This window comes from Ferrovibrio sp. GW821-FHT12E11 (assembly GCF_058806975.1).
Genome location: NZ_JBXAQG010000001.1, coordinates 1,775,289 through 1,801,910 on the forward strand (window position 1 = coordinate 1,775,289; position 26,622 = coordinate 1,801,910).

Sequence of the window (26,622 nt, forward strand, 5' to 3'; positions counted from 1 at the left end):
GGAAGATATGACGTGGCGGAAGCTGCCGTCACGTAACCCTTTCGCCAGCCCCGCTGGGTCCCCGCTTCCGCCGGGACGACGATGAAGAGGTTACAGACTCTTCGGTGCGATGCCGTCGCGGTAGCAGGCGGCCGTTAGCGTATTCTGCAGCAGGCAGGCAATGGTCATCGGCCCGACGCCGCCGGGCACCGGGGTGATCACGCCGGCGCGTTCGACGGCGGAGGCGAAATCCACATCGCCGACCAGCTTGGTCTTGCCATCGTCTTTCGGCACGCGGTTGATGCCGACATCGATGACGGCGGCGCCCGGCTTGATCCAGTCGCCCGGCACCATCTGCGGCCGGCCGACGGCGGCGATCACGATATCGGCCTGGGATACGATCGCCTTCAGATCGCGGCTGCGCGAATGCGCGATGGTCACCGTGGCATCGGCGGCCAGCAGCAGGGCTGCGATCGGCCGGCCGACCAGGATCGAGCGGCCGATCACCACCGCATTGGCGCCGCTGATCGCCACGCCGGCCTTGTCCAGCAGGATCATGCAGCCGAGCGGCGTGCAGGGCGCCAGCGCCTCGATACCCTGGTTGAGCTTGCCGGCATTGACCGGATGCAGGCCATCGACGTCTTTCGCCGGATCGATGGCCGCGATAATGGCCTGGGTATCGATCTGCTTGGGCAGCGGCATCTGCACCAGAATGCCGTCCACCACCGGATCGGCATTCAGCTTCGCCACCACGTCGAGCAGCGCCGCCTGCGTGGTATCGCCCGGCAGCTTGATTTCATGCGAGACCATGCCGGCCTCGCGGGTCTGGATGCCCTTGTTGCGCACATAGACTTCCGAGGCCGGATCCTCGCCGACCAGCACCACGGTCAGTCCCGGCAGGCGCCCGGCCTTGGCTGCGAACCGCTGCACCTTCTGCGCGATCTCGGCCCGCAGGGCGGCGGCAACGGCCTTGCCGTCGATCAGGGTTGCGGTCATGGGATCACTCCTTCATCGTAAGCGCGGCGCACCAAGGCGCCAGCGCGGTCTCGAGCGCGGCCGCATCGCCGCTGATGACAATCTGCTTGTGCCGGTCGGTGGCGCCGGCGACGATGGCGAAACGCGAGACCGGCAGCTTCAGGCTTTTCGACAGCAGCGTCAGCAATGCCGCATTGGCCTTGCCGTTCTCCGGCACCGCCGTCACCTTCGCCGCGATCTCGACGCCGCACGGGTTGGTCCCGTTCTCGGCCGTGGCCTTCAGCCCGTCGATGCCGTCGCGGCCGGCTTTCGGGGTCAGGCGCACAAACAGGCGCAGACCGCCTGTCTCTGAACCCGTTGGCGGCTGGATGCGATATGGCTTAAGCGCGGTCAGCGGGCGGCGACTCTCACAGGAACAGCGGCGCGATGTCGTTTTGAATCAGCTGGCGCAGGAACAGGATCAGCAGGATCAGGATGACAGGCGAAATGTCGATGCCGCCCAGGTTGGGCAGAATGCGCCGGATCGGGCGGAGCGCCGGTTCGGTGACGCGATAGAGGAAGTCACCCATCACATAGACGAAGCGGTTGCGCGTGTTGATCACGTTGAAGGCGACCAGCCAGCTCAGGATGGCCGAAGCGATCAGGATCCAGGTGTAGAGTCCCAGGATGGTGTCTATCAGCCAGAACAGGGCAAACATCGGCGGCTTCGCGGCTCCTCTGAAGGGCTGTTCCAAGCGGGCGGCGAGCGGCCGCCCCGGGTGATGCTGGGCCTGAGTGATACCGGCAGGCCTGCGGAAACGCAACCCGAAGGCCGCACGGCCGCCGTCACAGATCGGTGGAAACAGGCCGGAAAGAGTGGCGGAAAAGCGGTTTTCCGTCGCCTGGCCGGGTCCGGTTCGGCCGGGGCCGGCGGCACCGGTCCGGGACGGCGGCATGGCCCGGATTCGCCCCCGGGAGGCGGTATGGGGGCGCTGGACAAAGCCGGGCGTGTTTGCTACTTGCTTGGCCGCCCGGCCGGGACCCTTGCGAGGTCCCCTTTATGCACGGCCGGCGCACCGGCTTGGGGCCGTAGCTCAGATGGGAGAGCGCCTCGTTCGCAATGAGGAGGTCAGGGGTTCGATTCCCCTCGGCTCCACCAATTTTCCCCGCCAATGCCTGCTTAAGATGCCTGTTCGAACGGGCCGTGTTTGACCGGGATGCCGGGTTCGGGCGGCAGCATGCGGATCGGTCCCGCGCGGCTGTCGCTGGCGCTCAGCGTCTCGACGACGATCACGCATTCCACTGCGGTGGCGCCATCGGCCAGCGGCAGCACCAGACGCTCGGCCGTGACCGTGATGGGCGCATCACCCTCGACCAGACCCGGCAGGGTATAGACGCTCTGGCAGTAGACCGGCTTGCGACGCTGGATCAGTTCCGCCAGCAGGTCGCGCATATGGCTGGTATAGGCCGGATCGGTGAGCGCGGCGAAGCTGCCGGCATCCAGGCCTTCGGGCAGCTCGCGGAACCAGCGCGCAATCTCATGGCCGCAAAGCCGCAGGCGGCCGAGATCGAAATTGCCGCGCGTGATCTCGGCGATCATCATATGCGGCAGGATGAGGCGCGGAATCTGCGCCGCATCGATCAGCCGGAAATCGGGAATGTTGACCGGATGCGGCAGGTCGCGCCAGTAATCGCGCGCAGCCACAAGCACCGGATTGGCAGCGATCACCATGTCAGGAGATCTCGATCACCACATTGCCGGCCGCGCCCTGCTCCACCGCTTCATGCGCAGCCACGATGCCATCCAGCGGAAAGCGCGCGGCGATCCGCGTGGCCAGGCCGCCGAACTGCAGCAGCATGTCGAGATCGGCGAGCGCCGCCGCACGATCGGCCGGCGTCAGCTCGTAGACCACGAAGAAGCGCAGGTTCAGACCGCGGAACAGCAGGTCGCGGAAGGGCAGCGCCACATCGCCCATGGCATTGGAGCCGTAGCAGACCAGCGTGCCATGGGGCGCCAGCACGCCTTTGGCCAGCAGCGGCGCGGTGGAGGACAGGTCCATGTCGATGATGGCTTCGACGCCGCGGCCATCGGTGAGCGTGGCGATGCGCGCCGCCACATCCTCGCTCTTATAGTCGATCACTTCATGGGCGCCGGCCTGGCGCGCCACAGCGCTGCGCGCGGCCGAGGCCGTGCCGATCACCCGCAGGCCGCGCCGCGCCGCGATCTGGGTGACGTAATGGCCGACGGCGGAGGCCGCACCGGTGACCAGCACCGAGCGGGCGCCGTTCTGCTGCGCCAGCCGCACCGCATGGAGGGCGGTCAGCGCCGGAATGCCAAAACAGGCCGCCGTGCTGAAATCGATACGATCCGGCAGGGCCACGGCCTGAGCCGCCGGCAGCGCGATATACTCGGCCGCCGTGCCCGATGGCCGCTGCCACTGGCCGTTCCAGATCCAGACCCGCTCGCCCAGACGCGCATCCGGCACGCCCGCGCCCACGGCGCTGATCACGCCGGCGCCGTCGCTATGCGGAATCACCAAAGGCCCGGCAAGCGGCCGGCCGCGCCGGCTTTTCACATCGGAGGGATTGACGCCCGAACTGTGCAGCCGCACCAGCACCTCGCCAGGCTTCGGCTGCGGCGTCGGCTGTTCGCCGACCGTGAGCACATCCTTCGCTTCGCCGTTCTTGCTGTACCAGGCGGCTTTCATAATGGTCACTCTGCTGTTTGAGAATCTTGGTAGAGGTATTTCTGGAAACCGGTGAAAGCCCGGCCGATCTCCTCCGGCCGGCCCAGATCGGCCACGGCGTCCGCGATGGAATCCCGGTATTTCAGCCGCAGCAGCGGCGTCAGCTTCTCGGCATCTAGTTCGTCCACGCCGTCACTGACGTAATGCGACAGCACGAAATCGAGGAAACCCTGCTGCTTCGCATTGAACTGCGTGGCGATCACCGCCTTGGCGCGGGCTGCGCGCTGTTCGCGGGTCTGCGGCGGCATGGCATAGGCGACATGGGCCAGCACGTCGAACAGGTCGCTGTTCTGCGCATCGATGATCTTCTGCATCTCGGCCAGCTGTTCGCGGCCGAAGCCGGCCTCGGCCAGGCCTTCCAGCAGCTTGCGCCGGGTGTCCGGATCGCTCCAGAGCGCGCACAGTTCCTCTTCGTCATGGAAAAATTCCGGCAGCTTGCCGAACAGCATTTCCATGAATTGCTGCGCCGACATCGGCGTGCCATCGGGATGCCAGAAAGACGTCGCCATCATCGACTGGATGCTGCGCGCCCGGCCATCGGCCAGCGTCACCTTGATCTTCTGGCGCGGCAGCGGCGGCTCAGGCGGTGGCGCCGGCGGATCATCGAAGCCGCCGCCACGCGGCGGGCGCGGCGTCACCGGCTCCGGTGCCAGCGGTTCACCATCCCATTCCGGGTCGCTGAAATGGTGATGCGCGCGCACGAAATCATAGATGGTGAAGTAGTCCTTGCCATCATATAGCCGCGTGCCGCGCCCGATGATCTGCTTGAACTCGATCATCGAGTTGATCGGCCGCAGCAGCACGATATTGCGGATATTGCGGGCATCCACGCCGGTCGACAGCTTTTGTGACGTGGTCAGGATGGTGGGGATGGTCTTTTCGTTGTCCTGGAAGATACGCAGATGCTGTTCGCCCAGCGCACCATCATCGGCGGTGACGCGATGGCAGTAATTCGGATCGGGACTGGTCTTGATCTGGTTGATCAGGTCGCGCACCAGCAGCGCATGGTCCTGGGTGGCGCAGAAGACCAGCGTCTTCTCGCGCTGGTCGATCTGCTGCATGAACAGCTTGACGCGATGGGCCTCGCGTTCGCGGATTTCGATGATCTTGTTGAACTCGCCCTCGGTGTAGCGCTTGCCGGCCTCGACCTCGCCCTGCACCAGGGTATCGCCGGGCGTGAAAATATAATCATCCAGCGTGGTGGCGATCTGTTTGACGCGAAACGGCGTCAGGAAGCCATCGTTGATGCCGGCCTTCAGCGAATAGGTGAACACCGGCTCGCCGAAATAGGCATAGGTATCGACATTGTCGCGCCGCTTCGGCGTGGCGGTGAGGCCCAGTTGCACGGCGGGCGAAAAATACTCCAGGATCGCCCGCCAGGTGCTTTCGTCATTGGCGCCGCCGCGATGGCATTCATCGATCACGATGAAATCGAAAAAATCCGGCGGATAGTCGCCGAAATAGGGCGAGGGATTGCCCTGCTCATCCACCGGGCCGCTCATGAAGGTCTGGAAGATGGTGAAGAAGATGCTGCCATTGGTGGGCACGCGGCCGCGTCTGGCGATCTCGTCGGGCCTGATCCGCACCAGGGCATCCTCGGGAAACGCCGAGAAGGCATTGAAGGCCTGATTGGCCAGGATGTTGCGGTCGGCCAGGAACAGGATACGCGGCCGGCGCGTCGGCTCGGTGCCATCGCGCCAATCCTTCAGGTTCCAGCGACTATGGAACAGTTTCCAGGAGATCTGGAAAGCGATGAAGGTTTTGCCGGTGCCGGTGGCGAGCGTCAGCAGGATGCGATCGCGGCCATTGCCGATGGCCTGCAGCACGCGCTCGACGGCGGTGTCCTGGTAATAGCGGCCTTCGAAATAACCGCCGCGATCCTCAAACGGCACGGTGGCGAAACGGTCGCGCCAGGCATTGGCCGCGCTGAAGGTCAGCGCCCAGAGTTCGTCGGGCGTGGGAAAGCGCGGCAACTCGCCTTCATGGCCCGATTGCATGTCGATGCCATAGACGCCCTGGCCATTGCTGGCATAGGCGAAGCGCACCGACAGCTTGCCGGCATAATTCTTGGCCTGGGCCACGCCGAGCGTCAGCGGCTCGGCCCAGGCCTTGGCCTCGATCACCGCCAGCGTGGTGTTGCGATAGATCAGCAGGTAATCGGCGGTCAGGCTCTTGCCGCGCCGACCATGGCCTTCCAGCCGGCCCGGCACAATCGGATATTCACGGCGAATACGGCTGCCCGCCACCACGCCCCAGCCGGCGGCGGCCAGGGCAGGATCGATATGCTCGGCACGCGTCTCGGCTTCGTTCATGCCATCACAGATTGCCGCTGAAGGCGTGACTCAGCAAGGACTTCTTCAGCTCGTCGAGGGCGATGAGTTTGCGTTTATAAAGGGAATTTAGGTGCCAAATTTGCTCAGAAGCTTTTTCGAGCGAATCAACAATTCTCTTCTGTGTTGTGGTGGAAGGGAGCGGAATAATCAAATTTGAGAGGGTGCTCTGATTTAAGCTTTTGATGTTTGCTCCATTACCCCCATCCACCATCTTTCGCCGCAGAACAGACGACTTCAAATAATGGCAAACATACTTTGGCATCACATCGTTCTTATTTTTCAGCCGTGCTCGTATGGTAAACCCGGAATAAGCAATGCGCTCGTCAACAGCGCCCACCAATAAACTTCGCCCAATTAATTCGACATTCCCATTCGAGCGAACGAAAAGTATGTCGCCCTCCTCCAATACGTCACTATCATCTAATCCGCCATTAATAGTAACGCTATCTAAGCTCAAGAAATCCACCCAAAACCTATTTTTAAAATCCTTCACTCCTACGATTCTTACTGTTTCTCCACGGCTAGATTGAGTGAAGTTCAGGCCATTCCTGAAAGTAGCTAGCTCTCCGAATGAAGAATCTTTCCCACTGAAGGAAGAAAACATCTGGTTCATGTAGGAATCATAAAGATCATAAGCATCTCTAAGACTCGATTCTGAATTCGCTTTTATTGCATCTATCCAATCAAATGCTTCCTCAAGAATCCCAACAATCCGTTCTTGCTCCGACCGCAGAGGCAAAGGAATTTGAAGTGACTTCACGAATGGCAATGTCACGCCATGTACAGTCGCCCCCCTTCCCGCCGCGACAATCCGATCTGCAATACTTTTAAACCAAAAAAATAAAAACTTTGCCGACAATGAATTCTTGTCAATCGGAATAACACCACGCAAATCTTGATTGATTGCCGTATCCTGCGCCGCTAAGCAAACTTTCCCCAGCCCAACACGAGTGGCGATAATAACACTCTCTGCGGGAACGACTTTCGCGGAGCTGTTTTTTAACGCCGCTTCAGTTATCGAATGCTCGGTTTCGGATAGAATATCGGAGTGCATGTCTCTGACAGTGGCCCACGGGATATCCCCTAAAAAATACTCGACCTTGTTCTTGCTCGGTGTCCCGCCGCCAACAATACGGCATACGTCACCCAATGGCTTCGTCGCCCAATTCAAACTCACAACAATCCCCGAATTTTCCGAAGGACGTTCGCGCTGTCCACATCTAGCGCAGCGATTTCGTCTAAAATTTCTTGAGGATTGCGATATTGGATATCTCCCTTACCGTTTGGATTCCTCACCGATAGGTCGAGCATCATTGAATCTATAGCTGCGACGGCGACACTCCAGCTCTTCTCTGAACCGGATAAACCACTCTGCAACGAAATAAAATCAGCCAAATCGTCGTTATTGAGCGGATTGGTCTTACCCAAATTCCGACCTGGATCGAGCTGGTAATACCATATCTTTTGAGTCTTACTGCCCTTCTCAAAGAATAGCACCACGGTCTTCACGCCCGCGCCCTGGAACGTGCCCGCCGGGCAATCCAGCACAGTGTGCAGATTGCAGGTGGTCAACAATTCCTCGCGCAGCTTGACCGACGCGTTGTCGGTGTTGGACAGAAACGTGTTCTTGATCACCACGGCGGCGCGGCCGCCGGGTTTCAGCATCTTGATGAAATGCTGCAGGAACAGATAAGCCGTCTCGCCGGTGCGGATCGGGAAATTCTGCTGAATCTCGTCGCGCTCCTTGCCGCCGAAGGGCGGATTGGCAAGGATCACATCGAACTGATCCTTGGCCTGGATATCGGCGAGGTTCTCGGCCAGCGTGTTGGTGTGCAGGATATGCGGCGCCGCGATGCCATGCAGGATCATATTCATGATGCCGATCACATAGGCGAGCGACTTCTTCTCCTTGCCGAAGAAGGTGCTCTCCTGCAGGATTTTCTTGTCCTTGGTCTTGGTCGCTTTGGTATCCAGGTATGCGAAGGCCTCGCATAGGAATCCGGCCGAGCCGCAGGCGCCGTCATAGATGCGCTCGCCGATCTTGGGATCGATCACTTTGATCATGGCACGAATCAGGGGGCGCGGCGTGTAGTATTCGCCGCCATTGCGCCCGGCATTGCCCATCTTGCGGATGCGCGATTCATACAGATCGGAGAGTTCGTGCTTTTCGGCCTGCGAGCCGAAGCGCAGGCCATCGAGCTGGTCGACGATTTCGCGCAAGGTATAGCCGCTGGTGATGCGGTTTTTGATCTCGGCGAAGATTTCGCCGATCTTGTATTCGATGGTATTCGGTCCGCTCGCCTTCTCGCGGAAGCCACGCAGATAGGGGAACAGGTCGTCGTTGACGAAATCGATCAGGTCGTCGCCGGCGCGCGCCGTGTTGTGATCGAGCTTGCCGGCTTTATCCTTCGGCGCCGCCCAGCTTTCCCAGCGATAGCGCTTGTCGAGGATGAACTTGTAGGGCTTGCCCTCGATCTTGGCGACCGTATGCCGCTCCTGCTCCAGGGCATCGAGGTATTTCAGGAAGAGCAGCCAGGAGGTCTGCTCGGTGTAATCCAGTTCGGTGGTGCAGCCGGCCTCCTTGCGGAGGACATCATCGATATTCCTGAAGGCCTGTTCGAACACGCTGAAAATCCTGAAACGCTGGTTGTCATCATGAAGGGCCGAAGCGTTTTACTTGACCAAGGGGTCCGTCTGCAATATTCTTCTTTTGTTCTTATTTCTTGAAGAATACGTCTGTATGCGACTCATCCTGTTGGGTCGCCGCTCTTGCCCATCGTGAATACGTCTTGCTCCACCCGATTGGCCGCAATCAGACTCGATCGGCTCTGCATGGGACGGAATTGGCTTTGAACGGGACTCAATCGGCCCTGAATGGGCCTCAACTGGCTCTCAATGGGCCGCAATTGGCACCCAATTGGCCCCGTATTGGTCATGGCCGGACCGCAGCGGCCCAGACTCTTCAGGCACTTAAGCCTTATTCCATCGCCAGGATGGTGTTTTTCACCAACGGATAGATCTGGTTGGCCCAGCGTTTGCCGCTGAACACGCCGTAATGGCCCACGCCGGCCTGCAGATGATGCCGCTTCATATAGGGCTTCAGGCCGGTGCAGAGATCATGCGCCGCCACCGTCTGGCCGATGGCGCAGATGTCGTCGCGCTCGCCTTCCACGGTGAGCAGGGCGGTCTTGCGGATCGCCTTCGGGTTCACCACGCGGCCGCGATGGGTGAGCGTGCCGAGCGGCAGGCGGTGTTCCTGGAACACCCACTGCACCGTCTCGATATAGAATTCGGCATCGAGGTCGAGCACGGCGAAATATTCGTCGTAGAAATCCTTGGTCTTGGTCGCCTGGGCGATATCGCCGCGCCACAGGTTTTCGAACAGTTCGACATGCGCCTTCACATGGCGGTCCATGTTCATGCTCATGAAGGCCGTAAGCTGCATGAAGCCGGGATAGACCTTGCGGCCCGCGCCCGGCAGGCCCGGCGGCACGGTGGAGAGCAGTTTCTCCTTGAACCACTCGATCGGGTGCTCCTTGGCCAGCGTGTTGACCTTGGTGGGATTGAGGCGGGTGTCGATCGGCCCGGCCATCAGGGTCATCGAGCGCGGCTGCGCCTTGTGCTTGTTCTCGGCCATCACGCTGGCCGCCACCAGCGCCTGCACGCAGGGCTGGCACACCGCCACCATATGGGCGCCCGGCCCGATCATCTCGAGGAAATGGATCAGGTGATCGACATAATCCTCGAAGCCGAAGCGGCCGGCACTGAGCGGCACGTCGCGGGCATTGTGCCAGTCGGTGATGTAGACATCGTGGTCGGGCAGCATGGTGGCCACGGTGTCGCGCAGCAGGGTGGCGAAATGCCCCGACAGCGGCGCGATCACCAGCACGCGCGGCTGCACCCCCAGATGCGACTGGGTGGCATCCAGGTTCTTTTTGAAATGCAGCAGGGTGCCAAACGGCATCACCAGGGCCGGTTCCTCGACCACCGGCACCTCGCGGTTGCCGACCTTGACGCTCTCGATGTTATAGGGCGGGCGGCCATGGCTGATGCCGGCACGCGACACCATCTCGGTATAGGCCGCGATGCCGCGCAGGCCCGGATTCATCGATGCCATCTGCTGCAGCCCCGGCAGGGCGCTGGAGGCCAGCTGGCGCAGGGGCGCCATCAGGTCGGCCTGGGTCTGGTAAGCAAGATAAAGCAGCGTCAGGCCCCGCGGGTTTTGGGGCCTACTGCCCCCGACCGGCGGCACTCCCCCACGGCTGCCGTTCCGATCTGCAAAAAAAGCTAATGCAGTTTACGCTGCAATGCGAGATATATGTATCAGACAAAGGCTGGGGGACGGACGGGATGAAGGCCACACTGACCATCAGCAGCAAGAACTACTCGTCGTGGTCGCTGCGCGGCTGGCTGCTCTGCCGCATGGCCGGGCTCGATTTCGAGGAAAAGCTGCTGTCCAGCGACGATCCCTCGACCCGCGCCGAGCTTCTGCTGCTCTCGCCCAGCTTCCTGGTGCCGCGGCTGACCCATGGCGCCATCTCGGTCTGGGACACCCTGGCGATCGCGGCTTACCTAGGGGAAATCTTCCCCGATGCCGGATTATTGCCAACCGACACGGTGCAGCGTTCCCATTGCCGCTCGATCTCGGGCGAGATGCATTCGGGCTTTTCCAATCTGCGCTCGGCCCTGCCGATGAACCTGAAGGCGCATTACCCGGGCTTCAAGGTCTGGGCCGGGGCCCAGGCCGATATCGAGCGCGTGGTGACGATCTGGCGCGACTGCTTCACGGCTTACGGCGGCCCCTGGCTGTTCGGGGCGAAGCCCAGTGTGGCCGATGCGATGTATGCCCCGGTCTGCACCCGCTTCCTCACCTATGACGTGAAGCTGGATCCGGCCTGCGCCGCCTACTGCCAGACCGTGATGGCCTGGCCGATCATGCAGGAATGGATCGGCGCTGCAAAATCGGAACCTGAGGATCTGGACGAGCTCGACGTCGAGTTCTGAGGCCTATACCGGGCCGCCCCTATACTAGGCCGCCATTGCGGCCGACAAAGTTGCGCAGCTGGTTCAGCGGCTTTTTCTCGATGGCATCGCTGCCGTTGAGCATCAGCACCAGTGTCGAGCGGCTGAGCGCCAGCTGGCTGGCCAGCTCGTCCAGCGTGATCTTCGCCACCTTGCAAGCGTCGTTCACCACCGAGGCACCCTCGGCATCGATATAGACATTGTCGCCCTCATGGCGCGTGTTCAGGCGCCGCTTGGGCGGCAGGGCACTGGCCACCGGTGCCGTGGCGGGCGGTGGGGCGACGCGCACGGGCGGCGGTTCACGGCGCGGCGGTGGCGGTGGCGGAGCGAAACTGTCGAGGCCGGCGGCAAAATCCGGCGCGCTGAAATCGTCCAGCGCGCGGCTGAGGCCCAGCTGGGTTTCCAGCAGATCGGTCACCTCGCGCAGCAATCCGGCATCCAGCAGCGGCAGATCGTATTTCTGGCCGATATCGGCATGGAAAGCGGTGATTTCGTCCAGCCGCCCCTGGCGCCGCGCCACAAAGGCCTTGCTGCCGAGCGGCCAGGGCTTGCCGCTGGCGATGAAGCGTACCAGGAAGCCGCGCGTGGCGGCGACCTCCAGCAGCAGGAGACGCCAGCGGATATCGGTCAGGTTCTTCGCCTGCACCGCCTGTTTCTCGGGTTCGAAATCGCCCAGCCGGTTCTCCACCAGGCCGACAAAGACATGGAACTGGTCCAGCTTGTCGATCAGGGTACGGAAATTGACAAAGCTGTCGGCCACGCCATCGCCATTGTTGTAGTAGCGGGCAATGTCCATGGCCTGGCGCTCCACCTGGCTCACCAGGGCCAGCGCCGCCGCACGCAGGTCATTTGCTTTGGGGGCCATTCTGCCGCTCCGCGATTCCGTCAGCCGTCATGCCGACACCCTAGGCTCATCCTGGCCTGTCCGGGATAACTTTCCGTCTACGGTAAGCGAAAGGTTAGACTGGCGGCAGGCCGGTCAGCCAGTTGCGACCGGTATCCAGAGCGGCAAAATACTGAATCCGGCGATTGCCGATGCCATGGCGGATCAGGGCGCTGTCGCGCTCGTAGGCAACGGCATGGTCCTTGCGAACCACGGCGATGCGGCGGGCTTCCAGGCGGCTGCCGTCGCTGAACAGGGCATCGATTCCGGCAATGGTTTCGATCTGCGCCGCCCAGTCGGTGTAGCGCATGTCGAGCAGGAAATCGTAATCGGATGCATCGGCCCTGCTGCCCACCAGGCCGCGATAGAAATCCAGCACATCGGCATCGGTCAGCGCGCCGATATAAACCACGGTGATGATGCGGCTGATCTCATCAACCTCATAGGCGATCTGCTGACTCGGTGCGCGGGAGGCCCGCTCAGACATAACTGCCGCCATGGGTTTTGACGAAGCTGCGGATCTCATCCACCGCGCCGCGCGCCAGCGGATCGCTGCCGTTCAGCAGCAGCACCAGGCTTGGCCGGCTCATGCCCAGCCGGCGGGCGAGATCATCGAGGCTCATCTGCGCCACGCGGCAGGCTTCGCTCACCGCCACGATGCCATCGCGATCGGCATAGAAGCGGCCATCCATCTCGCGTATCCGGAAGGGCGGAGTCGGCGCACGCTGGGGCAGCGGCGGCGGGCTGCGGCGACGGGCGGCGCCACCGCGGTCGAGCTGCACGGTCATCTCTTCCGGCCGTACCAGCACACTGCCGGTGAAGTCGTTCAGTTCGGTGGCCCGCGGAATCTGCGCCTTCAGCAGGCCGCTGACCGCGCGCACCATCGCCTCGCTCAGCGGCTGCAGTTCATAGATCTCGCCGAAGGCATCGAAATAGGCGTCAATCTCGTCCAGGCGCTCGAGCCGGCGCTGCAGGAACTGCCGGCTGCCCAGCGGCCAGGGCAGGCTGGACTCACCGATACGCACCAGGAAAATCTGCGTCGTATCGACTTCGACGATGACGATGCGCCAGCGGATATCGGCCAGATGGCGCTTCAGCGCGGCGCGCTTGTCGTCGTCGAAGCCCGGCAGGCGTTCTTCCACCAGATCGATGAAGACGTAGAAGTGGTCGACCTTTTCGATGAAGCGGCGAAAATCGGTGAAGCGGCCGGACACGTCGCTGCCGTCCTGATAGGCGCGCGCGATATCCAGGCCCTGCTTTTCGACCTGAGCCAGCAGCCGCAGGGTTTCCTGCCGCAGATGTCCCGATTGGCTCGACTGATTCACTCTGCCACCCCTGGCAACGCCTCTTAACCCTGGGGCCAGAGTAACGGGGTTTGGTTGTATATTGGTATATTAAAAACTAGTAATGGTTATGCACGAATAATGCGAACCGGCCCGGAGACCGGCAGCCGGAGCGTGCAGCCCCGCTGCCGGCCGCCTGATATCACCGGAGACGGAAGAACCCGACCAGCCCGGCCAGCTCCTGGGCCTGACCGGCGAGCGCCTGGGCCGAAGCCGAGGTTTCCTCGACGAGGGCGCCGTTGCGCTGGGTCATTTCGTCCATGCTGCCGACCGCCGTATTGACCTGATCCAGTCCGGTCGCCTGTTCGCGCGAGGCGGCGGCGATCTCGGCCACGATATCCGACACCTTCTTGATCGAAGCCACGATCTCGGTCAGCGACTGGCCGGTCTGGTTGACCAGCGCCGCACCGGTCTTGACCTGGGTGTTGGATTCCGCGATCAGCGCCTTGATGTCCTTCGAGGCATTGGCGGAACGCTGGGCCAGCGCCCGCACCTCCTGGGCGACCACGGCAAAGCCCTTGCCGGACTCACCCGCACGCGCCGCTTCCACAGACGCATTCAAGGCCAGAAGATTGGTCTGGAAGGCGATCTCGTCGATCAGCGACACGATGTCGGAAATCTTCTGGGCACTGTCCTCGATGCGACTGACCGCAGTCACCGCATTTGACACCACGCCGCCACCCTTTTCTGCGGCATCGCGCGCCACCACCGCCAGCTGGCTGGCCGCCTGGGCATTGTCGGCATTCTGGCGCACGGTCGCCGTGATCTCGTGCATGGAGGCGGCCGTCTCTTCAATGCTGGCAGCCTGCGATTCTGTGCGGCTGGCCAGATCCTGGCTGCCGGTCGAGATTTCGGCTGCCGCCGCATTCACCGCTTCGGCATTCTGCGACAGGCCGCGCACGACCTCCGAGATACGCTCAGCCATGCTGTTGGTCGCCTGCTGCAGGCCGGCGAAGACACCGGCGTAGTTGCCCTGCACACGGCCACTGAGATCACCCTCGGCCAGGCGATCGAGCACCGTGCCCAGTTCCTTCAGCGCACCATCGGTGGTGGCGACCAAGGTGTTCACGCCATCGCCCAGGCGCCGCATCACGCCATCCATGCCGTCGACAGCAATACGCTGGCTCAGATCGCCGGCCGCCGCTGCCGCGACGATGCCGCCGATGGAGCGATCCAGTTCGTCTTCCTGGGCCTTGCGCTGATCCTCGTACGCCTGGCGCTGGCTGTCGCGCTCGGCCGCCATACGACGGTTTTCGAGGGCCTGTTCACGAAACACCTGCACGGCCTTCGCCATGGCGCCGAGTTCATCCACGCGATCCTGCGCCGGAATCTCTCGGTCGAGATCGCCAGCGGCCAGAGTCTGCATCGATTCCGTCATCGCCGTGACCGGACGGCTCAGACCGCGCGACAGCCAGACGGCGACAGCGGCGGTGAGCAGCAGGGTGACCAGCGTGAACAGGCCGATAATCAGCAGCTCATGGCGCTGTTCGGCAGCCTGACGTTCAGTATCGGCGACGATCTCGAGTACGGCGATGGCCTTGCCGGAAAAGTTATTCAGCGGCGCCAACAGCGTGGTGGTCTGGCGGCCTTTGAACGTGGCGGTTTTCACCGACTGTGCGCCGCCGAGTGCCGCGCGATACTCGGCCTCGGTTGCCGTGGTCTTCTCGGCAAAGGTGCTGGCATAGACATTCAGCTTGTCTTCGGTCAGCAGATGCAGGGTGAGATCGACATTCAGATGGCGCTTCATGCGCTGCAGGAATTCGGCGCTCAGATTGGTGCCGGTATCGACCACGCCGACCAGCTTGCCCTCATGCAGCAGCGGATGGGAGGAGAACAGGCTCAGCGTCTCGCGGCCCGGTTCGATGCCGGTATGAGGTTTGCCGGTATCGATGGCCTGCTTCACCGTCTGGCGGCGGCTCAGCACATTGTCGCTGTGGTTGGTCGGCGAATGGACGCGCAACAGGGCAACGCCGGCCGGCGTCTGCACCGTGATCAGGCCGACGCCCTGACGCTGCTGCAGGATCTTCAGGCTCTCGGTCAGCAACGCGAGGCCGGCCTCGCGATCGCCCCTGGCCACGGCTTCCTGCAGCGGCCTGAGGCCGGTAAGGGTGGCGCTGACCGCCGAAACCGTGCGACCCTCGAAATCGATGCCTTCCAGCACCGCCTCGTATTTGCCCTGCAAATCGTCGCGCAGGTCTTCCCCGGCCGAGCTCACCTGCTTAATAAACATGTAACTGGCGATGACCGCGGTGACGGCAAAGGTGATGCCCAGCATGGCGGCAATAAGCCGCGCACCGATCGAGCGCTGTAAAATCATGATTTCCCCCCAGAAACTCCACTTATCTCCGGTGGATTTCATACGATTGTCTGCAGGCCGACAATAGCGATGGGGGATTTCAGTTGTCTTTTATTCGCGCACAAGTTCCGGGATTCAGCCCCGGCAGGGGATGAACCGGCCGAGATCGCGGCTGACGCAGACCCGCAACTCGCGGATGCCGTCGGGTCCGCCGACAGCCTGCAGATGACGGCGCTCCAGTCCGGCGGCGGCGTTGGCCGCCATCACCGCGCTTTCGAAAGCGGCGGTGCCCAGACCGCTTTGCGGCTCCGGGAGCGTGAGCCGGGCGCGCAGCCTTTCGATGGCCTCGAAATAGCCGGCCGGGTCGGCGAAGTCGCTGCAGCTGCCATGCTTGGCCCATTCGCATTGCATCAGCCGCGGATCGGGCGAGGTGCAGAGATGCCGGCGCAGCACCGGCTCGGGCACGAGATCGGCCCGGCCGCAATATTGCGGCCAGCGCTGGCCGGCGCGCCGGTCTGCGTATTGCGGCCACAGGCCATGCACCACCCAGCCGAAGCGGTTGTCGCGGCATTGCAGCGTCGCCCGGTTGCCCCCCGGCCCGGCGCAGAAGGCCGGCGACCAGCTGAAGCTCAGCACGTAATGGTCGAAATCGCCTTTTACCCCGCGCGCTTCCTCGCGGCCCGCCGCAGGACAGGGCGCGGCCTCGATGCGGGACGGCAGGCGGCACTGCTCCTGCGCCGCGGCCGCAGACGGCAGGGCAGACAGGAGCAACAGCAGCAGGGCGAGCTTGCTAAAGGCTTTCATGGCAGTCTAAAGATCACTGACCAGCCCGCGTCTGCCAAGCCCCATCACCCGTTCATGAAGCCTGCCCAGATCGAACATTTCTTCGCCACGCTGTCGGCCGCCGATCCGGCGCCGCAGACCGAGCTGAAATACGTCAACCCGTATACGCTTCTGGTCGCCGTGGCGCTGTCGGCCCAGGCCACCGATGTCAGCGTCAACAAGGCGACCGAGAAACTGTTCAAGACGGTGACCACGCCGCAGGCCATGCTGAAGCTGGGCGAAGACGGACTGAAACAACACATCAAGACCATCGGCCTGTTCAACACCAAGGCCAAGAATGTGATCGCGCTGTCGAAGCTGCTGATCGAACGCCATGGCGGCGAGGTGCCACGCGACCGCGACGCTTTGCAAGAGCTGCCCGGCGTCGGCCGCAAGACCGCCAATGTGGTGCTGAACGTGATCTGGGGCGAGCCGACGATTGCCGTCGACACCCATATCTTCCGGGTCGGCAACCGCACCGGCCTGGCCAAGGGCAAGACGCCGCTGCATGTGGAACTGGCGCTGGAAAAGGCCGTGCCGAAAAAATATGTCCAGCATGCCCATCACTGGCTGATCCTGCACGGCCGTTATATCTGCAAGGCGCGCAAGCCGGACTGCTGGCGCTGCATCGTCGCCGTCGACTGCGCCTTCAAGCCGAAGACGAAAGCACCGGACGAAACTTAACCTGAGGCAGCATGGCAATCCCTGCCTAGGCAAAACCAGCCCGCTGATCCTGGCGCTTCCACCATGCGGCGAGCGCCCAGCCCGACACAATATGCCATACGCCCCAGCCGGCCGCGATCAGCGCCGCGCCGCCGAGCGCATCGAAATGATTGAGGATCAGCGCCAGGCCCAGGCCGGAATTATGCATGCTGACCTCGATGGTCATGGCACGGGTGTCGAAGGCGCTGAGCCGCCAGACTCGCGCCGCTGCCCAGCCCAGCAGGACAGCGACAGTGTTATGCAGCACCACCAGCGGCAGGATCTGGGTGAGGAAGACGCCCAGATGCCGGCCATTCGCCACCACGGTGGCGGCGATGAACACGACCAGGAACAACAGTGAGAGAATCTGGAAGAGCCGCCGCAACCGGGCAGCAGCACCGGGCCAGTAGCGTACGGTGAGCATGCCGGCGACCATCGGAATGCCGAGGATCATGACGGTGGAGCCGATGAAGGAGACCGGTTCGATGCTCACCTGCCGCAGCAGCACGGCGGTTGCAGGATTGAGCGAGGCCCAGAAGAGAATGTTCAGCGGCGTGGTCACCACGGCGAGGATGCTGGAAATGCCGGTCATGCTGACCGACAGCGCGGTGTTGCCGCGCGCCATATGAGTCAGCAGATTGGACAGATTGCCGCCCGGGCAGGCCGCCACCACCATCATGCCCAGCGCGATGCTGGGGGCCGGCTGCATCACCATGGTGATGGCCCAGGTGACGGCCGGCAGCACCAGCAGCTGGGCGGCGAGGCCCGAAAACGGCGCCAGCGGCCGGCGCAGGACATCGGCAAAATCGCTGAACCGCAGGTCCAGCGCCACCCCGAACATGATGACGGCCAGAACGCCCCCCAGGACCAGCTGGCCGGTGGCGTTAATCTGGATCAGGACCGCATCAATGGACGAATCCGTCATATTTCCTCTCTGTCCGGTACGGTTGTTCCGCCCGGCTTGCTGCGGCATTCTGGGGTAAACTGGCCGGAGTCGCGATGGCGACCATTGTCGCCGGATGCCGGCCCGGCCCGCAAGCAGCGGCGCAGAGGGAGAAATGAAGGGGACGAACGCCTTGCCCGAGCAGCGGCCATGCAGCCTTACCTCCGGCTGTGCCGGCGGTCTGCTGGATAGCGTGCTGACGCCAGCACAGTGGCGGCCCAGGCCATGACGCTCTGTCTGATGTTCGACACCAATGCCTACGATCAGATCCTGGCGCATGACGATGCCGCACGGATCATCGGCATGCCGCTGAACCTGGTGACCACGCGCGTGCAGGAAGACGAGCTGCATCAGATCGCCGATATCCCGCGGCGCCTGCGGCTGCTGGAGCTGTATCACGAACTGGGCTGCGAGACGGTGTCACTCAATAGCCGCTGGGATGCCGCGCGCGACGCCATGATCGCGGCGGCGGCGAAAACCCACTGCGACCTGTTCGTGACCGACGACCAGGCCCTGACGGACCAGCTGACGCAGACGGCACGCGCGATCCCGGATGTGGAAGGCCTGCGCGTGCTGACCTATGCCGACTTCCGCGCGGAGTTCCTGGATCTGGACTAGGAGAGCGGCCGTGCCGCCGGCCCGGCCGGCTGCGGCGTCTTGAGCAGGGCTGCGAGACAGTCGCTGTCGTCCACTGTCTGGCCGCGCACGCGGCTCAGGACCTGGGCATGGCTGACGCGCAGGCGCGCGGCGGCATCATCGGGATAGAGAAACAGCAGCAGCGTGCAGCGCGGCAATTCCGCCTGATACTGCCAGACCTCACCCGGCGGTTCCCGACGCAGCGCCGTCGGCACGCCGAACAGCGCCCGCGCCTCGGCCTCGGACTTGCGCACCACATCGGCGGAGACGGCGCGGCGCGGCGGCTCGTTCGGCTGCTGGTGCACCAGGGAAAGATCGAGTACCTCGCCCGGCATCACACCGGTGGCGGGCGTAGCCGCGGGCCGTCCGCCACAGGCGGCAAGCCCGAGCAGGAACGGCAGGACAAAAAAGAAGCGCGGCGTTTTCACGCCGCGCAGCTTAAACAGATAGGCCTGAGAAAAAAAGTTATTCGGCGGCCGCCGATGACGTGGCCGGACGGGCGCCCGCCGCCACAGTCTGCACCGTGCCGGAAATCTCGCCGCCGCATTCGATCTCGACCTGGCCATAGGCGATCTCGCCCGAAACCTTGCCGCTGCCACGGATGAGCAGGCGGCCACGCACACTGAGGCGACCCTCGAAGCGGCCGCGGATTTCCGCTTCATCCACCTCGGCCGAGCCCTTGAACTGGCCGCTTTCGGTGATCTCGACAAAACGGCTGTCGGTCAGCTGGGCCTCGACGCGGCCTTCCACCACCACCTTGTCGCAGGCGGTGATCTGGCCGGTCAGGCTGATTTCGCGACCGATCAGCAGCACTTTCGGTTCGGTATTGGTGCCCGAAGACGGCGAGGAGACCGAACCGGCGCTGGCCTGCACCACGGCCTTGGGCGCGAGGTCGGCATTCGGACGCTTGGCGATTTCGGGACGGAAGGTCGGGGTCGGGGGGGTCACTTCGGCCATGACGGGAGCTCCTGAGGATACGGGGGCGGATACGGGGGCAGTGGGCAGGACGGGCTTGCCGACCGCGCGCAGATGGCTGGGCATCGGCGGCAGGTCGTCATCGAGCGCCTTCAGCGGAGCCGGCGCGGCAGCGACGGGGCCGATCGCCAGTTCAGGCTGCTTCGGCTCCGGGGCGAGCGGCAACGGCGCGGCGCTCTCGGTACTCGGCTTCTTGCGACCAAACATGCGGCACTCCTCATATCCGTCTGGCAGCCCTGTACTGCCGGCGTTAAAGGCCTGTCCCGCCCGATTGATGCGGGCCTGTCATGTGCAATCGCTTGTAGACATGTACCATGAAAGCGGTCGCTACAATCGGGACAAGAAAATTTACCAGCGGAATGGTTAACAGAAGGACAATGAGCACGCCGCAGAGCCAGACATCGCCACGGCGCCGGCGGCGCAGCAGATCCGCCTCGGCGCGCGGCTGGTAGCGGAAGGCCACGGCCTCGAAATACTCGCGGCCGACCAGCCAGCCGTTCACGGTGACCGACAGCAGCCAGGACAGCGGCGGGAAGAACAGCAGCACGGCATAGAGCGGCAGCAGCGCCAGGTTGATCAGCAGCACGGTGGCGAGAAACCGCAGCGCGTTGCCCAGTGCCGGCCAGAAGGCCACCGGCCGGCCGCGCGGCTGGCCAGGGTAATAGCGTGCCTCCACCGCATCGGCGATATCGTCGATGAACAGGGCGATGGCTGCGGTCATTACCGCCGGAAACAGCAGCATCATGCCAAGGAAGAAGCCGACACCCGAGAGGAAGCCGACCACCCAGTCGATCCAGGTCTGCTGCGTTTCCGGCAGCAGCAGCAAAGCCGACCACAGGCCGACCGCCAGCAGGCCGAACACCACCATGCTGATCAGCAGCGACTTCACCAGCACGCTGCGGAAAGCCGGATCGGGCAGCTGCGCCAGCGCGCGCGAGAAGGACGCGGCGATCATGCCGTGCCTGCAATCGGATCGAGGGGCACGTTCTGGCTCAGCCCCAGATCGGCCTCGAGCACCGCACTGAAGGCCAGCAATTCGGCCTCGGCGCGCGGCCGCGCCACGATCTGGAGTCCGACCGGTAGTCCCTTGCGGGTAAAGCCGCAGGGAATCGAGATCGCCGGCGTGCCGGTGATGGTGATGGCAAAGGTGAGCACCAGCCAGGAAATGTAGGTGTCGAATTTGCGGCCGGCGACTTCTTCCAGATAGCGCTTGCGATGATCGAAGGGCGGCGCCACGCAGGTGGGCAGCACCAGGAAATCGTGCTTCTCGAAGAAACTGGCGACGCGATTGTAGATGAGCCCCTGTGTGCGCAGGGCCTGCGCTTTTTCCTCGCCGGTGAGCTTGAGCCCCTTCTCGGCATTCCAGATCACTTCCGGTTTCACCAGATCGGTCTTGTCCTTGATCTTCGGCCATACGGTGACGGCGAAGTTGGCGGCGCGCAGAACCTGGAAACACTCTTCCGCCCCACTGAAATCGGGAATCTCGTCGCTGACCGCGGCGCCCAGCTTTTCGATCCGCTTCACGGCGGCTTCGCAGAGCTGCAGCACTTCCGCATCGACCGGCGAGAGACCGAGATCCGCCGACCAGCCGATACGGCAGCCACTAGCAAATCGACTCGGCAGACGACCAGTGACCATGGCGTGATCGACAGACGCAACGAAGCTGCGCTCTGGCGCCGGAATGCTTAAGGGATCGCGCGGCTCGAAGCCGCTCATCGCATCCAGCATCAGGGCGCAATCGGCCACGTTGCGCGCCATCGGGCCATAGACCGACAGCGGATCGAAGGGCAGCGCGCGCGGACCGAAGGCAACGCGGCCGGGCGACGGACGCAGGCCGACCACGGAGGTGAAGCTGGCGGGAATGCGCAAGGAACCGCCGAGATCGGAGCCATCAGCGAGCCAGACTTCGCCCGCCGCCAGGGCCGCCGCCGCACCGCCCGAGGACCCGGCCGGGGTGGTGGCGGTATTCCACGGATTGGTGGTGGTGCCGAAGACATCGTTGAAGGTCTGCGAGCCGGCGCCGAATTCCGGCGTGTTCGACTTGGCGATAATCAGCGCCCCGTTGCCTTCCAGCCGTTCGACCGACCAGCCGGATTTGGCCGGCACGTAATCGGCGAAGACGCGGCTGCCCTGGGTGGAGCGCACGCCCGCCACATCGACGAGATCCTTGGTGGCCATCGGCAGGCCGTAAAGATAGCCCGGCGGGGCCGGATCGGGCGGCACCAGCCTGGCGGCCAGCGCCCGGGCCCGGTCCAGGCATAGTGTGGGCAGGGCATTGACCTGGGGCTCGACGGCGGCAATCCGGGCTGCGGCGGCATCGATCAGTTCCGCCGGGGTGACCTCGCGGGATTTGAGGGCCGCCACAGCCTGCCGGGCCGTCATCCGGATCAACGCGTCCATATTTGCCTTCCTTCTGCCGATTGGTTACAGAGTAGCGGCGTTCATCCTGACCCGGAAAGCCGTCCATGACCACTGCTCGCAACAACGTTCTCGCCATCGGCAATGCCATCGTCGATGTGCTGGCCAAGGTGGACGACAATTTCATCGACACCCATGGCATGACCAAGGCCAGCATGACGCTGATCGATGGCGGCCGGGCCGAGGCGATCTATGCCGAGATGCGCCACGCCACCGAGACCTCGGGCGGTTCTGCCGCCAATACTGCCGCCGGCGTCGCCGCGCTGGGCGGCTCCGTCCAGTATATCGGCCGCGTGCGCAACGACACGCTGGGTGCCGTGTTCATCCGCGAAATCCGCAACCTGGGTGTCGTGTTCGATAATGCCCCGGCCACCGACGGCCCCTCGACCGCGCGCTGCATGATCCTGATTACGCCCGATGCGCAGCGCACCATGAACACCTATCTGGGCGCCTGCGTCGGCCTGACGCCAGACGATGTGGATCCGGCCGCCGTCGCCAAGGCTGAAATCGTCTATCTGGAAGGCTATCTGTGGGATCAGCCGACCGCCAAGGACGCCATGCGCAAGGCCATGCGGCTGGCCCATGAGAACGGCGCCAAGGTGGCGATGACGCTGTCGGACAGCTTCTGCGTCGACCGCCATCGCGCCGAATTCCTCAACCTCGTCGAGAACCACATCGACATCCTGTTCGCCAACGAGGCCGAGATCACCGCGCTGTACCAGGTGCAGGATTTCGACTCCGCGCTGCAGCATGTGCGTCAGCATGTCGATGTCGCGGCGCTGACGCGTTCGGAAAAGGGTTCGGTGATCGTGGCCGGCGAAGCCGTGCATATCATCGACGCGGTGAAGGGCGTGAAGGTGGTGGACACCACCGGCGCCGGCGACCTCTACGCCTCGGGCTTCCTCTATGGCCTGACCCATGGCTTCAACCTGCATCAGGCCGGCACGCTCGGCTCGCTCTGCGCCGCCGCCGTGATTGCCCAGATCGGCCCGCGCCCGCAGGGTTCGATCAAGGATCTGGCTGAGAAAGCCCTGAAGAGCTAAAGCCCGGCAGCGATCCGAATTCCGGGCGGCTCAGGCTTCGCCGGCGACCAGGACCCGCAGCAGGCGACCGACCGAGAGCCGTATCTGCGCGCCTGCGGCCTGGCGCAGGGCATGGCCCTCGGGCGGAGCATCCGCGGTCGCCGTCGTCACGGTGACATTGAGGCTGAGGTCGCGGCGCGCCATGACATTCAGATCGGTGCAGGGGCCATCGATCAGACGGCAGCGCGTGCGCAGACCGCCATCGAAACGATGCAGCACGAAGGGCTTGGCCACGGTGAGCGAACGGCCGCCGGGAAACTCCAGCACGAAGCCGTTGCCCTGTAGCAGCATAATCCAGCGCGTGACGCCGGCGAAGACCGAGAAAGGTCCGTCGACCTCGATACGCGCGCTGCTGATGCGCCAGGCGAAGGTGTCAAGACTGGCCTCGGGCGGATCGATGGCGATCTGGGTGGTGGTGCCACCGCCATTCTTCCATGGCTGCGCCGGCAGCGCGGCGAGATCGATCAGCGTGCCGGCCGGCTTGTCGTGCGGGCGGGGTTCAGCGATCCGCATCGGCCGTCAGCACATAAGAGGCATCGAGGCGCACGGCGGCACCGGAACTGGAGACCGCAGCATGGCCCTGCGACGGCAGCGGCTGGCGACTGCGCTGCACATTCACCCGCATGGTCACGTCGGCCTGCGCCATCACGTTGATCACCGTGCAGGGTCGCCCGCCCTTGAGCCGGCATTGCGTGACGAGATCACCGGAGAACCAGAAGACGCGATGCTTCACCAGGTCGAGCGAGGTGCCGTCGGAGAAATCGAGATGACAGCCGGCGCCGTCCATCAGCGCGATCCAGCGGGTGATGCCCGGGAAAACCGAAAACGGCCCGTCGCGCTCGATCACCGCGCGGCTGACGCGCCAGCGAAAATTGTCCAGCGTCGCGCCGGGTGGCCCCATGGCGATATCGGTGGTGACGCCGCCGCCATTCTTCCAGATATGCGTTGGCAGGCTGGCCAGATTGAGCAGCTGGCTGTCATCGGCCGGATTCGCCCCGGGCAGAGCCTTGCCAGGCTCCACATGCACCGGACCGAACTTGCCTAATTGATTTTTGTAAGGGCCCATTTGAATACCAGTGACTCCGCACCGGCCGAACCGGTCATAACAATCTGCTGGGTGCGGCGCGGTTCGCCGCCCGTACTGGTGTCGCGACTACCGAAATACACGCTGTCTTCCAATCGTACCACGCCACCGGCACCGCGCCAACGCCAGCCCTGCCCGCTGTTGCCCTTCAGGATCACCGTGTCGCCGCTGCCGATCAAAGACGCGTGCACGGACGGGTGCAGATGCAACCTCAGCGTCGCCTGTACCGGCATGCCCGCATTCGCTGAAACGGGCGCCTCGGTGACGATATCCTCACCGCGCAGGTCCTCGCCGCCCGCCGCCACATACAGACGGCGGCGATGCAGCCGGTTATGACTGGCCTGCCAGCCATCATGCTCGGCCTCGAACCAGATCGCACCGTCCTGTTCGTTGCGCGTGACGCTGACGCGGGCATCCTGCGCCGGTTCGCCAGTCCCAAGACTGACCGTGCTGTGCGCAGCGACGCCGCGCAGGGCCTCGCTCCAGCCGCCACCCGGGCGGCGGGCGGCACCACAGTTGACGATCAGGCGATCCTTGGCATGACTGAATTCAGCCGACAGCAGGCCACGATGCGGCGTGCCAAGATGTGCCGCCGGTGCCCCTGCAGCATCGAGCAGCAACAGCGCGCGTTTGGCAGCCGCGCGTTCAAAGCCGCTGTGGCTGGCCGAGTTGAGCGGCTTGCCGCCGGACTCCGACAGATCGAGAGCCAGGTCTATCTGTGACGGCTGCTCTTCCTCGCCGCCATGAAACAGCGCCAGCCCGCCATCGCCATGGCGGAAAAACCGCAGCATCGGTGCCATGCGGTCGAGATAGACCTGCAGCATCGCGCCGCGTTCGGGATCGACCGCCTTGAGAAACATCCAGAGCGCGATCAGGTCGCGCAGCAGGCGGTAAAGTATCGAGGGATTGCGCGAGACATGACCGCCATCGGCATGAACCTGACTGTCGAGGCAGGCGACCAGGTCGCGCATGGCAGCGGCACCATCGCGTCCGTCGGCACCATCGCCCATCGCTTCGATGCCATAGACCAGACCGAGCAGGGCGCGCAGACGCGGCAGGCCGGCCGGTGCATGCAATGCGGCACGGCCGAGATGGGCGCGGTGCCGCGCGATCAACAGCAGGAAATCATGGGCGAAGCGCTCGTCGCAGCCATCAAGCAGAAAATGCGCGGCGAGAATCCAATGGGCCAGACGGCCGCCGGCGATATCAGGCCGCCAGGCCATGCCATGGATGCGGTCGGCATGTTTCGCCATCCAGTCGGCCACCAGGCTGCGTGCCATGCGCCGCGCCATGTCGCCACCCTGGGCAGAAAAATCGCGCAGCCAGGCAAAACCATGCAGGCCGGCGGCCCAGGCCGCGTGACTGGCGGGATCGAGTTTGGTCTCGGCAGCCGTCATGCCCCAGGGCGCGGCATGGGGCGATACCACCTCGGCGCCGGCAAAGACGAAGCGGCCCTGGAACAGACGATCCGCATTCGAGACCGCGCCCGGGAACGGATCGTCCGGCAGCAGCGGCAGTTCCAGTGGCGCCTTGCGCGGCAGGGCCAGGGCATAGAGTCGCGTGCCGTACCAGATGCCGGCCAGCCGCCGCCGCATTCTGCTCGCCAGTGAATCCTGCAGCGGTGCCGCAGTCACGTCAGATCACTTGGATCGGGACGCGCGCACCCGCGCGATGTTGCCGGCATAGGCCGACGGCCCGCCCTGGAAGGTGGCGGTGCCGGCCACCAGCACATCGGCACCGGCATCGACGGCAAGCTTTGCCGTCTCGGCATTGATGCCACCGTCGACTTCCAGGTCGATAGCGCGGCCGCTCTTGTCGATGGCGGCGCGCAAGACACGAATCTTGTCGAGCTGGGTATGGATGAACTTCTGCCCGCCGAAACCGGGATTGACGCTCATCACCAGCACAAGGTCGACCATGTCCAGCACGGCAAGCGCGGCTTCAACCGGGGTGCCCGGGTTAAGCGACAGGCCGGCCTTCTTGCCCAGAGAGCGGATGAGCTGCAGCGTGCGATGCACATGGGGACCGGCTTCCGGATGCACCGTGATGATGTCGGCGCCGGCCTCGGCGAATTGCGGGATGAAGGCATCGATGGGCGAGATCATCAGATGCACGTCGAAGGTCTTACTCGTGTGTTTACGCAACGCGCCGACCACGCTCGGCCCGATGGTGAGATTGGGCACGAAATGGCCGTCCATCACATCGATATGGATGTAATCGGCACCGGCCTTGTCGATGGCGACAACCTCGGCGCCCAGTTGGGCAAAATCAGCCGAGAGGATCGAGGGGGCGATTCGGGTGGCTTGCTGCGGCATGGCACAGGCGTAGCAAATTTGACCGCTCCCGCCAAGCAAGGCACCGGGAACAGCCGGGGCACGGGTCGGCGATAACGCTCCGATTCGC

27 protein-coding genes and 1 tRNA gene are annotated in these 26,622 nt (G+C 63.7%); 5 read left to right on the top strand and 23 right to left on the bottom strand.

The annotated features are described in order from the left end of the window. Nucleotides 1–90: 90 nt before the first annotated feature. From folD to AC1ROT_RS08790, 3 genes are read right to left on the bottom strand one after another with little or no spacing between them, the layout of a single operon-like run. Nucleotides 91–975, bottom strand: a complete 885-nt coding sequence (gene folD, locus AC1ROT_RS08780) for a bifunctional methylenetetrahydrofolate dehydrogenase/methenyltetrahydrofolate cyclohydrolase FolD (RefSeq protein ID WP_492998470.1) — start codon at nt 973–975, stop codon at nt 91–93. Between the two features lie 4 nt (nt 976–979). Next, nucleotides 980–1,348, bottom strand: coding sequence for a DUF167 family protein (locus AC1ROT_RS08785; RefSeq protein WP_493001147.1), 369 nt, complete (start codon nt 1,346–1,348; stop codon nt 980–982). Nucleotides 1,349–1,361: 13 nt separating this feature from the next. Beyond that, entirely contained in the window at nt 1,362–1,652 is a 291-nt protein-coding gene (locus AC1ROT_RS08790; RefSeq protein ID WP_492972590.1) for a YggT family protein, read from the bottom strand. A gap of 364 nt (nt 1,653–2,016) precedes the next feature. Between AC1ROT_RS08790 and AC1ROT_RS08795 the strand changes: the two genes are divergently transcribed. Continuing rightward, nucleotides 2,017–2,092, top strand: a tRNA-Ala gene (locus tag AC1ROT_RS08795). A 21-nt stretch (nt 2,093–2,113) separates the two neighbouring features. On the opposite strand, the gene AC1ROT_RS08800 is transcribed toward AC1ROT_RS08795, so the two are convergent. The 6 genes from AC1ROT_RS08800 to AC1ROT_RS08825 form a co-directional block, all read right to left on the bottom strand. Next, on the bottom strand, nt 2,114–2,665 hold the full coding sequence (locus AC1ROT_RS08800) for a PAS domain-containing protein (protein ID WP_492998471.1): 552 nt from the start codon (nt 2,663–2,665) through the stop codon (nt 2,114–2,116). Between the two features lies 1 nt (nt 2,666). Then, a complete protein-coding gene (locus tag AC1ROT_RS08805; protein WP_492998473.1) occupies nt 2,667–3,641 on the bottom strand; it encodes an NADPH:quinone reductase in 975 nt (324 codons plus the stop codon). Nucleotides 3,642–3,646: 5 nt separating this feature from the next. Beyond that, entirely contained in the window at nt 3,647–5,992 is a 2,346-nt protein-coding gene (gene hsdR, locus AC1ROT_RS08810; protein ID WP_492998476.1) for an EcoAI/FtnUII family type I restriction enzme subunit R, read from the bottom strand. Between the two features lie 4 nt (nt 5,993–5,996). After that, nucleotides 5,997–7,190, bottom strand: coding sequence for a restriction endonuclease subunit S (locus AC1ROT_RS08815; protein WP_492998478.1), 1,194 nt, complete (start codon nt 7,188–7,190; stop codon nt 5,997–5,999). Further along, nucleotides 7,187–8,638, bottom strand: coding sequence for a class I SAM-dependent DNA methyltransferase (locus AC1ROT_RS08820; RefSeq protein ID WP_492998480.1), 1,452 nt, complete (start codon nt 8,636–8,638; stop codon nt 7,187–7,189). Before AC1ROT_RS08820 ends, AC1ROT_RS08815 begins: the two co-directional genes overlap by 4 nt. Nucleotides 8,639–8,990: 352 nt before the next feature. Beyond that, nucleotides 8,991–10,181, bottom strand: coding sequence for a polyhydroxyalkanoate depolymerase (locus AC1ROT_RS08825; RefSeq protein WP_492998481.1), 1,191 nt, complete (start codon nt 10,179–10,181; stop codon nt 8,991–8,993). A gap of 182 nt (nt 10,182–10,363) precedes the next feature. Between AC1ROT_RS08825 and AC1ROT_RS08830 the strand changes: the two genes are divergently transcribed. Continuing rightward, the gene (locus tag AC1ROT_RS08830; protein WP_492972585.1) at nt 10,364–11,017 is read left to right on the top strand and encodes a glutathione S-transferase family protein; all 654 of its coding nucleotides are present in this window, start codon (nt 10,364–10,366) and stop codon (nt 11,015–11,017) included. Between the two features lie 19 nt (nt 11,018–11,036). Here AC1ROT_RS08830 and AC1ROT_RS08835 read toward each other — a convergent pair whose 3' ends face one another. The 5 genes from AC1ROT_RS08835 to AC1ROT_RS08855 form a co-directional block, all read right to left on the bottom strand. Continuing rightward, on the bottom strand, nt 11,037–11,900 hold the full coding sequence (locus AC1ROT_RS08835) for a hypothetical protein (protein WP_492972584.1): 864 nt from the start codon (nt 11,898–11,900) through the stop codon (nt 11,037–11,039). Between the two features lie 94 nt (nt 11,901–11,994). Further along, a complete protein-coding gene (locus AC1ROT_RS08840) occupies nt 11,995–12,405 on the bottom strand; it encodes a hypothetical protein (protein WP_492972583.1) in 411 nt (136 codons plus the stop codon). Further along, nucleotides 12,398–13,243 carry a hypothetical protein gene (locus AC1ROT_RS08845; protein ID WP_492998483.1) on the bottom strand — a complete coding sequence of 282 codons (846 nt, stop codon included), beginning with the start codon at nt 13,241–13,243 and terminating at the stop codon, nt 12,398–12,400. The genes AC1ROT_RS08840 and AC1ROT_RS08845 overlap by 8 nt, the downstream gene beginning before the upstream one ends. Nucleotides 13,244–13,403: 160 nt before the next feature. Beyond that, complete coding sequence (locus AC1ROT_RS08850; RefSeq protein WP_492998485.1) at nt 13,404–15,578, bottom strand: methyl-accepting chemotaxis protein; 2,175 nt, start codon at nt 15,576–15,578, stop codon at nt 13,404–13,406. Nucleotides 15,579–15,692: 114 nt separating this feature from the next. Then, on the bottom strand, nt 15,693–16,361 hold the full coding sequence (locus AC1ROT_RS08855; RefSeq protein WP_492998487.1) for a ribonuclease T2 family protein: 669 nt from the start codon (nt 16,359–16,361) through the stop codon (nt 15,693–15,695). 54 nt (nt 16,362–16,415) lie between these two features. On the opposite strand from AC1ROT_RS08855, the gene nth reads away from it, so the two are divergent. Further along, nucleotides 16,416–17,063: an endonuclease III gene (nth, locus tag AC1ROT_RS08860; RefSeq protein WP_492972579.1), complete on the top strand. Its 648-nt coding sequence runs from the start codon at nt 16,416–16,418 to the stop codon at nt 17,061–17,063. Between the two features lie 25 nt (nt 17,064–17,088). Here nth and AC1ROT_RS08865 read toward each other — a convergent pair whose 3' ends face one another. Further along, nucleotides 17,089–18,006, bottom strand: coding sequence for a bile acid:sodium symporter family protein (locus tag AC1ROT_RS08865; RefSeq protein WP_492998489.1), 918 nt, complete (start codon nt 18,004–18,006; stop codon nt 17,089–17,091). Nucleotides 18,007–18,249: 243 nt separating this feature from the next. Between AC1ROT_RS08865 and AC1ROT_RS08870 the strand changes: the two genes are divergently transcribed. Then, complete coding sequence (locus AC1ROT_RS08870; RefSeq protein WP_492998490.1) at nt 18,250–18,642, top strand: hypothetical protein; 393 nt, start codon at nt 18,250–18,252, stop codon at nt 18,640–18,642. On the opposite strand, the gene AC1ROT_RS08875 is transcribed toward AC1ROT_RS08870, so the two are convergent. The 4 genes from AC1ROT_RS08875 to AC1ROT_RS08890 are packed head-to-tail and all read right to left on the bottom strand — an operon-like array spanning nt 18,639 to nt 22,035. Beyond that, nucleotides 18,639–19,088 (bottom strand): hypothetical protein, encoded by a 450-nt coding sequence (locus AC1ROT_RS08875; RefSeq protein ID WP_492972576.1) that lies wholly within the window; start codon nt 19,086–19,088, stop codon nt 18,639–18,641. The two genes, AC1ROT_RS08870 and AC1ROT_RS08875, sit on opposite strands and share 4 nt — an antisense overlap. Nucleotides 19,089–19,125: 37 nt before the next feature. Continuing rightward, nucleotides 19,126–19,842: a bactofilin family protein gene (locus AC1ROT_RS08880; RefSeq protein WP_492972575.1), complete on the bottom strand. Its 717-nt coding sequence runs from the start codon at nt 19,840–19,842 to the stop codon at nt 19,126–19,128. A 43-nt stretch (nt 19,843–19,885) separates the two neighbouring features. Beyond that, a complete protein-coding gene (locus tag AC1ROT_RS08885) occupies nt 19,886–20,590 on the bottom strand; it encodes an EI24 domain-containing protein (RefSeq protein WP_492972574.1) in 705 nt (234 codons plus the stop codon). Continuing rightward, nucleotides 20,587–22,035, bottom strand: a complete 1,449-nt coding sequence (locus AC1ROT_RS08890; protein ID WP_492972573.1) for an amidase — start codon at nt 22,033–22,035, stop codon at nt 20,587–20,589. Before AC1ROT_RS08890 ends, AC1ROT_RS08885 begins: the two co-directional genes overlap by 4 nt. 65 nt (nt 22,036–22,100) lie before the next feature. On the opposite strand from AC1ROT_RS08890, the gene AC1ROT_RS08895 reads away from it, so the two are divergent. After that, the gene (locus AC1ROT_RS08895) at nt 22,101–23,096 is read left to right on the top strand and encodes an adenosine kinase (RefSeq protein WP_492998491.1); all 996 of its coding nucleotides are present in this window, start codon (nt 22,101–22,103) and stop codon (nt 23,094–23,096) included. 30 nt (nt 23,097–23,126) lie between these two features. Here AC1ROT_RS08895 and AC1ROT_RS08900 read toward each other — a convergent pair whose 3' ends face one another. Genes AC1ROT_RS08900 through rpe form a run of 4 tightly spaced genes read right to left on the bottom strand, consistent with a single transcriptional unit; the run spans nt 23,127 to nt 26,534 of the window. Continuing rightward, nucleotides 23,127–23,648, bottom strand: a complete 522-nt coding sequence (locus AC1ROT_RS08900; protein WP_492972571.1) for a HutD/Ves family protein — start codon at nt 23,646–23,648, stop codon at nt 23,127–23,129. Beyond that, complete coding sequence (locus tag AC1ROT_RS08905; protein WP_492972570.1) at nt 23,635–24,201, bottom strand: HutD/Ves family protein; 567 nt, start codon at nt 24,199–24,201, stop codon at nt 23,635–23,637. The genes AC1ROT_RS08900 and AC1ROT_RS08905 overlap by 14 nt, the downstream gene beginning before the upstream one ends. Beyond that, on the bottom strand, nt 24,177–25,853 hold the full coding sequence (locus AC1ROT_RS08910; protein WP_492998493.1) for a heparinase II/III family protein: 1,677 nt from the start codon (nt 25,851–25,853) through the stop codon (nt 24,177–24,179). The genes AC1ROT_RS08905 and AC1ROT_RS08910 overlap by 25 nt, the downstream gene beginning before the upstream one ends. Nucleotides 25,854–25,859: 6 nt before the next feature. Next, on the bottom strand, nt 25,860–26,534 hold the full coding sequence (gene rpe / locus AC1ROT_RS08915; protein ID WP_492998495.1) for a ribulose-phosphate 3-epimerase: 675 nt from the start codon (nt 26,532–26,534) through the stop codon (nt 25,860–25,862). Between the last annotated feature and the right edge of the window lie 88 nt (nt 26,535–26,622).

Bases quoted from the DNA above. Each gene is read 5' to 3' on its own strand.
- AC1ROT_RS08905 (WP_492972570.1), bottom strand. From the start codon at position 24,201: ATGGGCCCTTACAAAAATCAATTAGGCAAGTTCGGTCCGGTGCATGTG.
- AC1ROT_RS08805 (WP_492998473.1), bottom strand. From the start codon at position 3,641: ATGAAAGCCGCCTGGTACAGCAAGAACGGCGAAGCGAAGGATGTGCTC.
- AC1ROT_RS08855 (WP_492998487.1), bottom strand. From the start codon at position 16,361: ATGAAAGCCTTTAGCAAGCTCGCCCTGCTGCTGTTGCTCCTGTCTGCC.
- AC1ROT_RS08890 (WP_492972573.1), bottom strand. From the start codon at position 22,035: ATGGACGCGTTGATCCGGATGACGGCCCGGCAGGCTGTGGCGGCCCTC.
- AC1ROT_RS08840 (WP_492972583.1), bottom strand. From the start codon at position 12,405: ATGTCTGAGCGGGCCTCCCGCGCACCGAGTCAGCAGATCGCCTATGAG.
- AC1ROT_RS08870 (WP_492998490.1), top strand. From the start codon at position 18,250: ATGACGCTCTGTCTGATGTTCGACACCAATGCCTACGATCAGATCCTG.
- AC1ROT_RS08825 (WP_492998481.1), bottom strand. From the start codon at position 10,181: ATGGCGCCCCTGCGCCAGCTGGCCTCCAGCGCCCTGCCGGGGCTGCAG.
- AC1ROT_RS08800 (WP_492998471.1), bottom strand. From the start codon at position 2,665: ATGGTGATCGCTGCCAATCCGGTGCTTGTGGCTGCGCGCGATTACTGG.
- AC1ROT_RS08885 (WP_492972574.1), bottom strand. From the start codon at position 20,590: ATGATCGCCGCGTCCTTCTCGCGCGCGCTGGCGCAGCTGCCCGATCCG.
- AC1ROT_RS08880 (WP_492972575.1), bottom strand. From the start codon at position 19,842: ATGTTTGGTCGCAAGAAGCCGAGTACCGAGAGCGCCGCGCCGTTGCCG.
- AC1ROT_RS08895 (WP_492998491.1), top strand. From the start codon at position 22,101: ATGACCACTGCTCGCAACAACGTTCTCGCCATCGGCAATGCCATCGTC.
- AC1ROT_RS08835 (WP_492972584.1), bottom strand. From the start codon at position 11,900: ATGGCCCCCAAAGCAAATGACCTGCGTGCGGCGGCGCTGGCCCTGGTG.
- nth (WP_492972579.1), top strand. From the start codon at position 16,416: ATGAAGCCTGCCCAGATCGAACATTTCTTCGCCACGCTGTCGGCCGCC.
- AC1ROT_RS08865 (WP_492998489.1), bottom strand. From the start codon at position 18,006: ATGACGGATTCGTCCATTGATGCGGTCCTGATCCAGATTAACGCCACC.
- folD (WP_492998470.1), bottom strand. From the start codon at position 975: ATGACCGCAACCCTGATCGACGGCAAGGCCGTTGCCGCCGCCCTGCGG.
- hsdR (WP_492998476.1), bottom strand. From the start codon at position 5,992: ATGAACGAAGCCGAGACGCGTGCCGAGCATATCGATCCTGCCCTGGCC.
- AC1ROT_RS08850 (WP_492998485.1), bottom strand. From the start codon at position 15,578: ATGATTTTACAGCGCTCGATCGGTGCGCGGCTTATTGCCGCCATGCTG.
- AC1ROT_RS08790 (WP_492972590.1), bottom strand. From the start codon at position 1,652: ATGTTTGCCCTGTTCTGGCTGATAGACACCATCCTGGGACTCTACACC.
- AC1ROT_RS08900 (WP_492972571.1), bottom strand. From the start codon at position 23,648: ATGCGGATCGCTGAACCCCGCCCGCACGACAAGCCGGCCGGCACGCTG.
- AC1ROT_RS08830 (WP_492972585.1), top strand. From the start codon at position 10,364: ATGAAGGCCACACTGACCATCAGCAGCAAGAACTACTCGTCGTGGTCG.
- rpe (WP_492998495.1), bottom strand. From the start codon at position 26,534: ATGCCGCAGCAAGCCACCCGAATCGCCCCCTCGATCCTCTCGGCTGAT.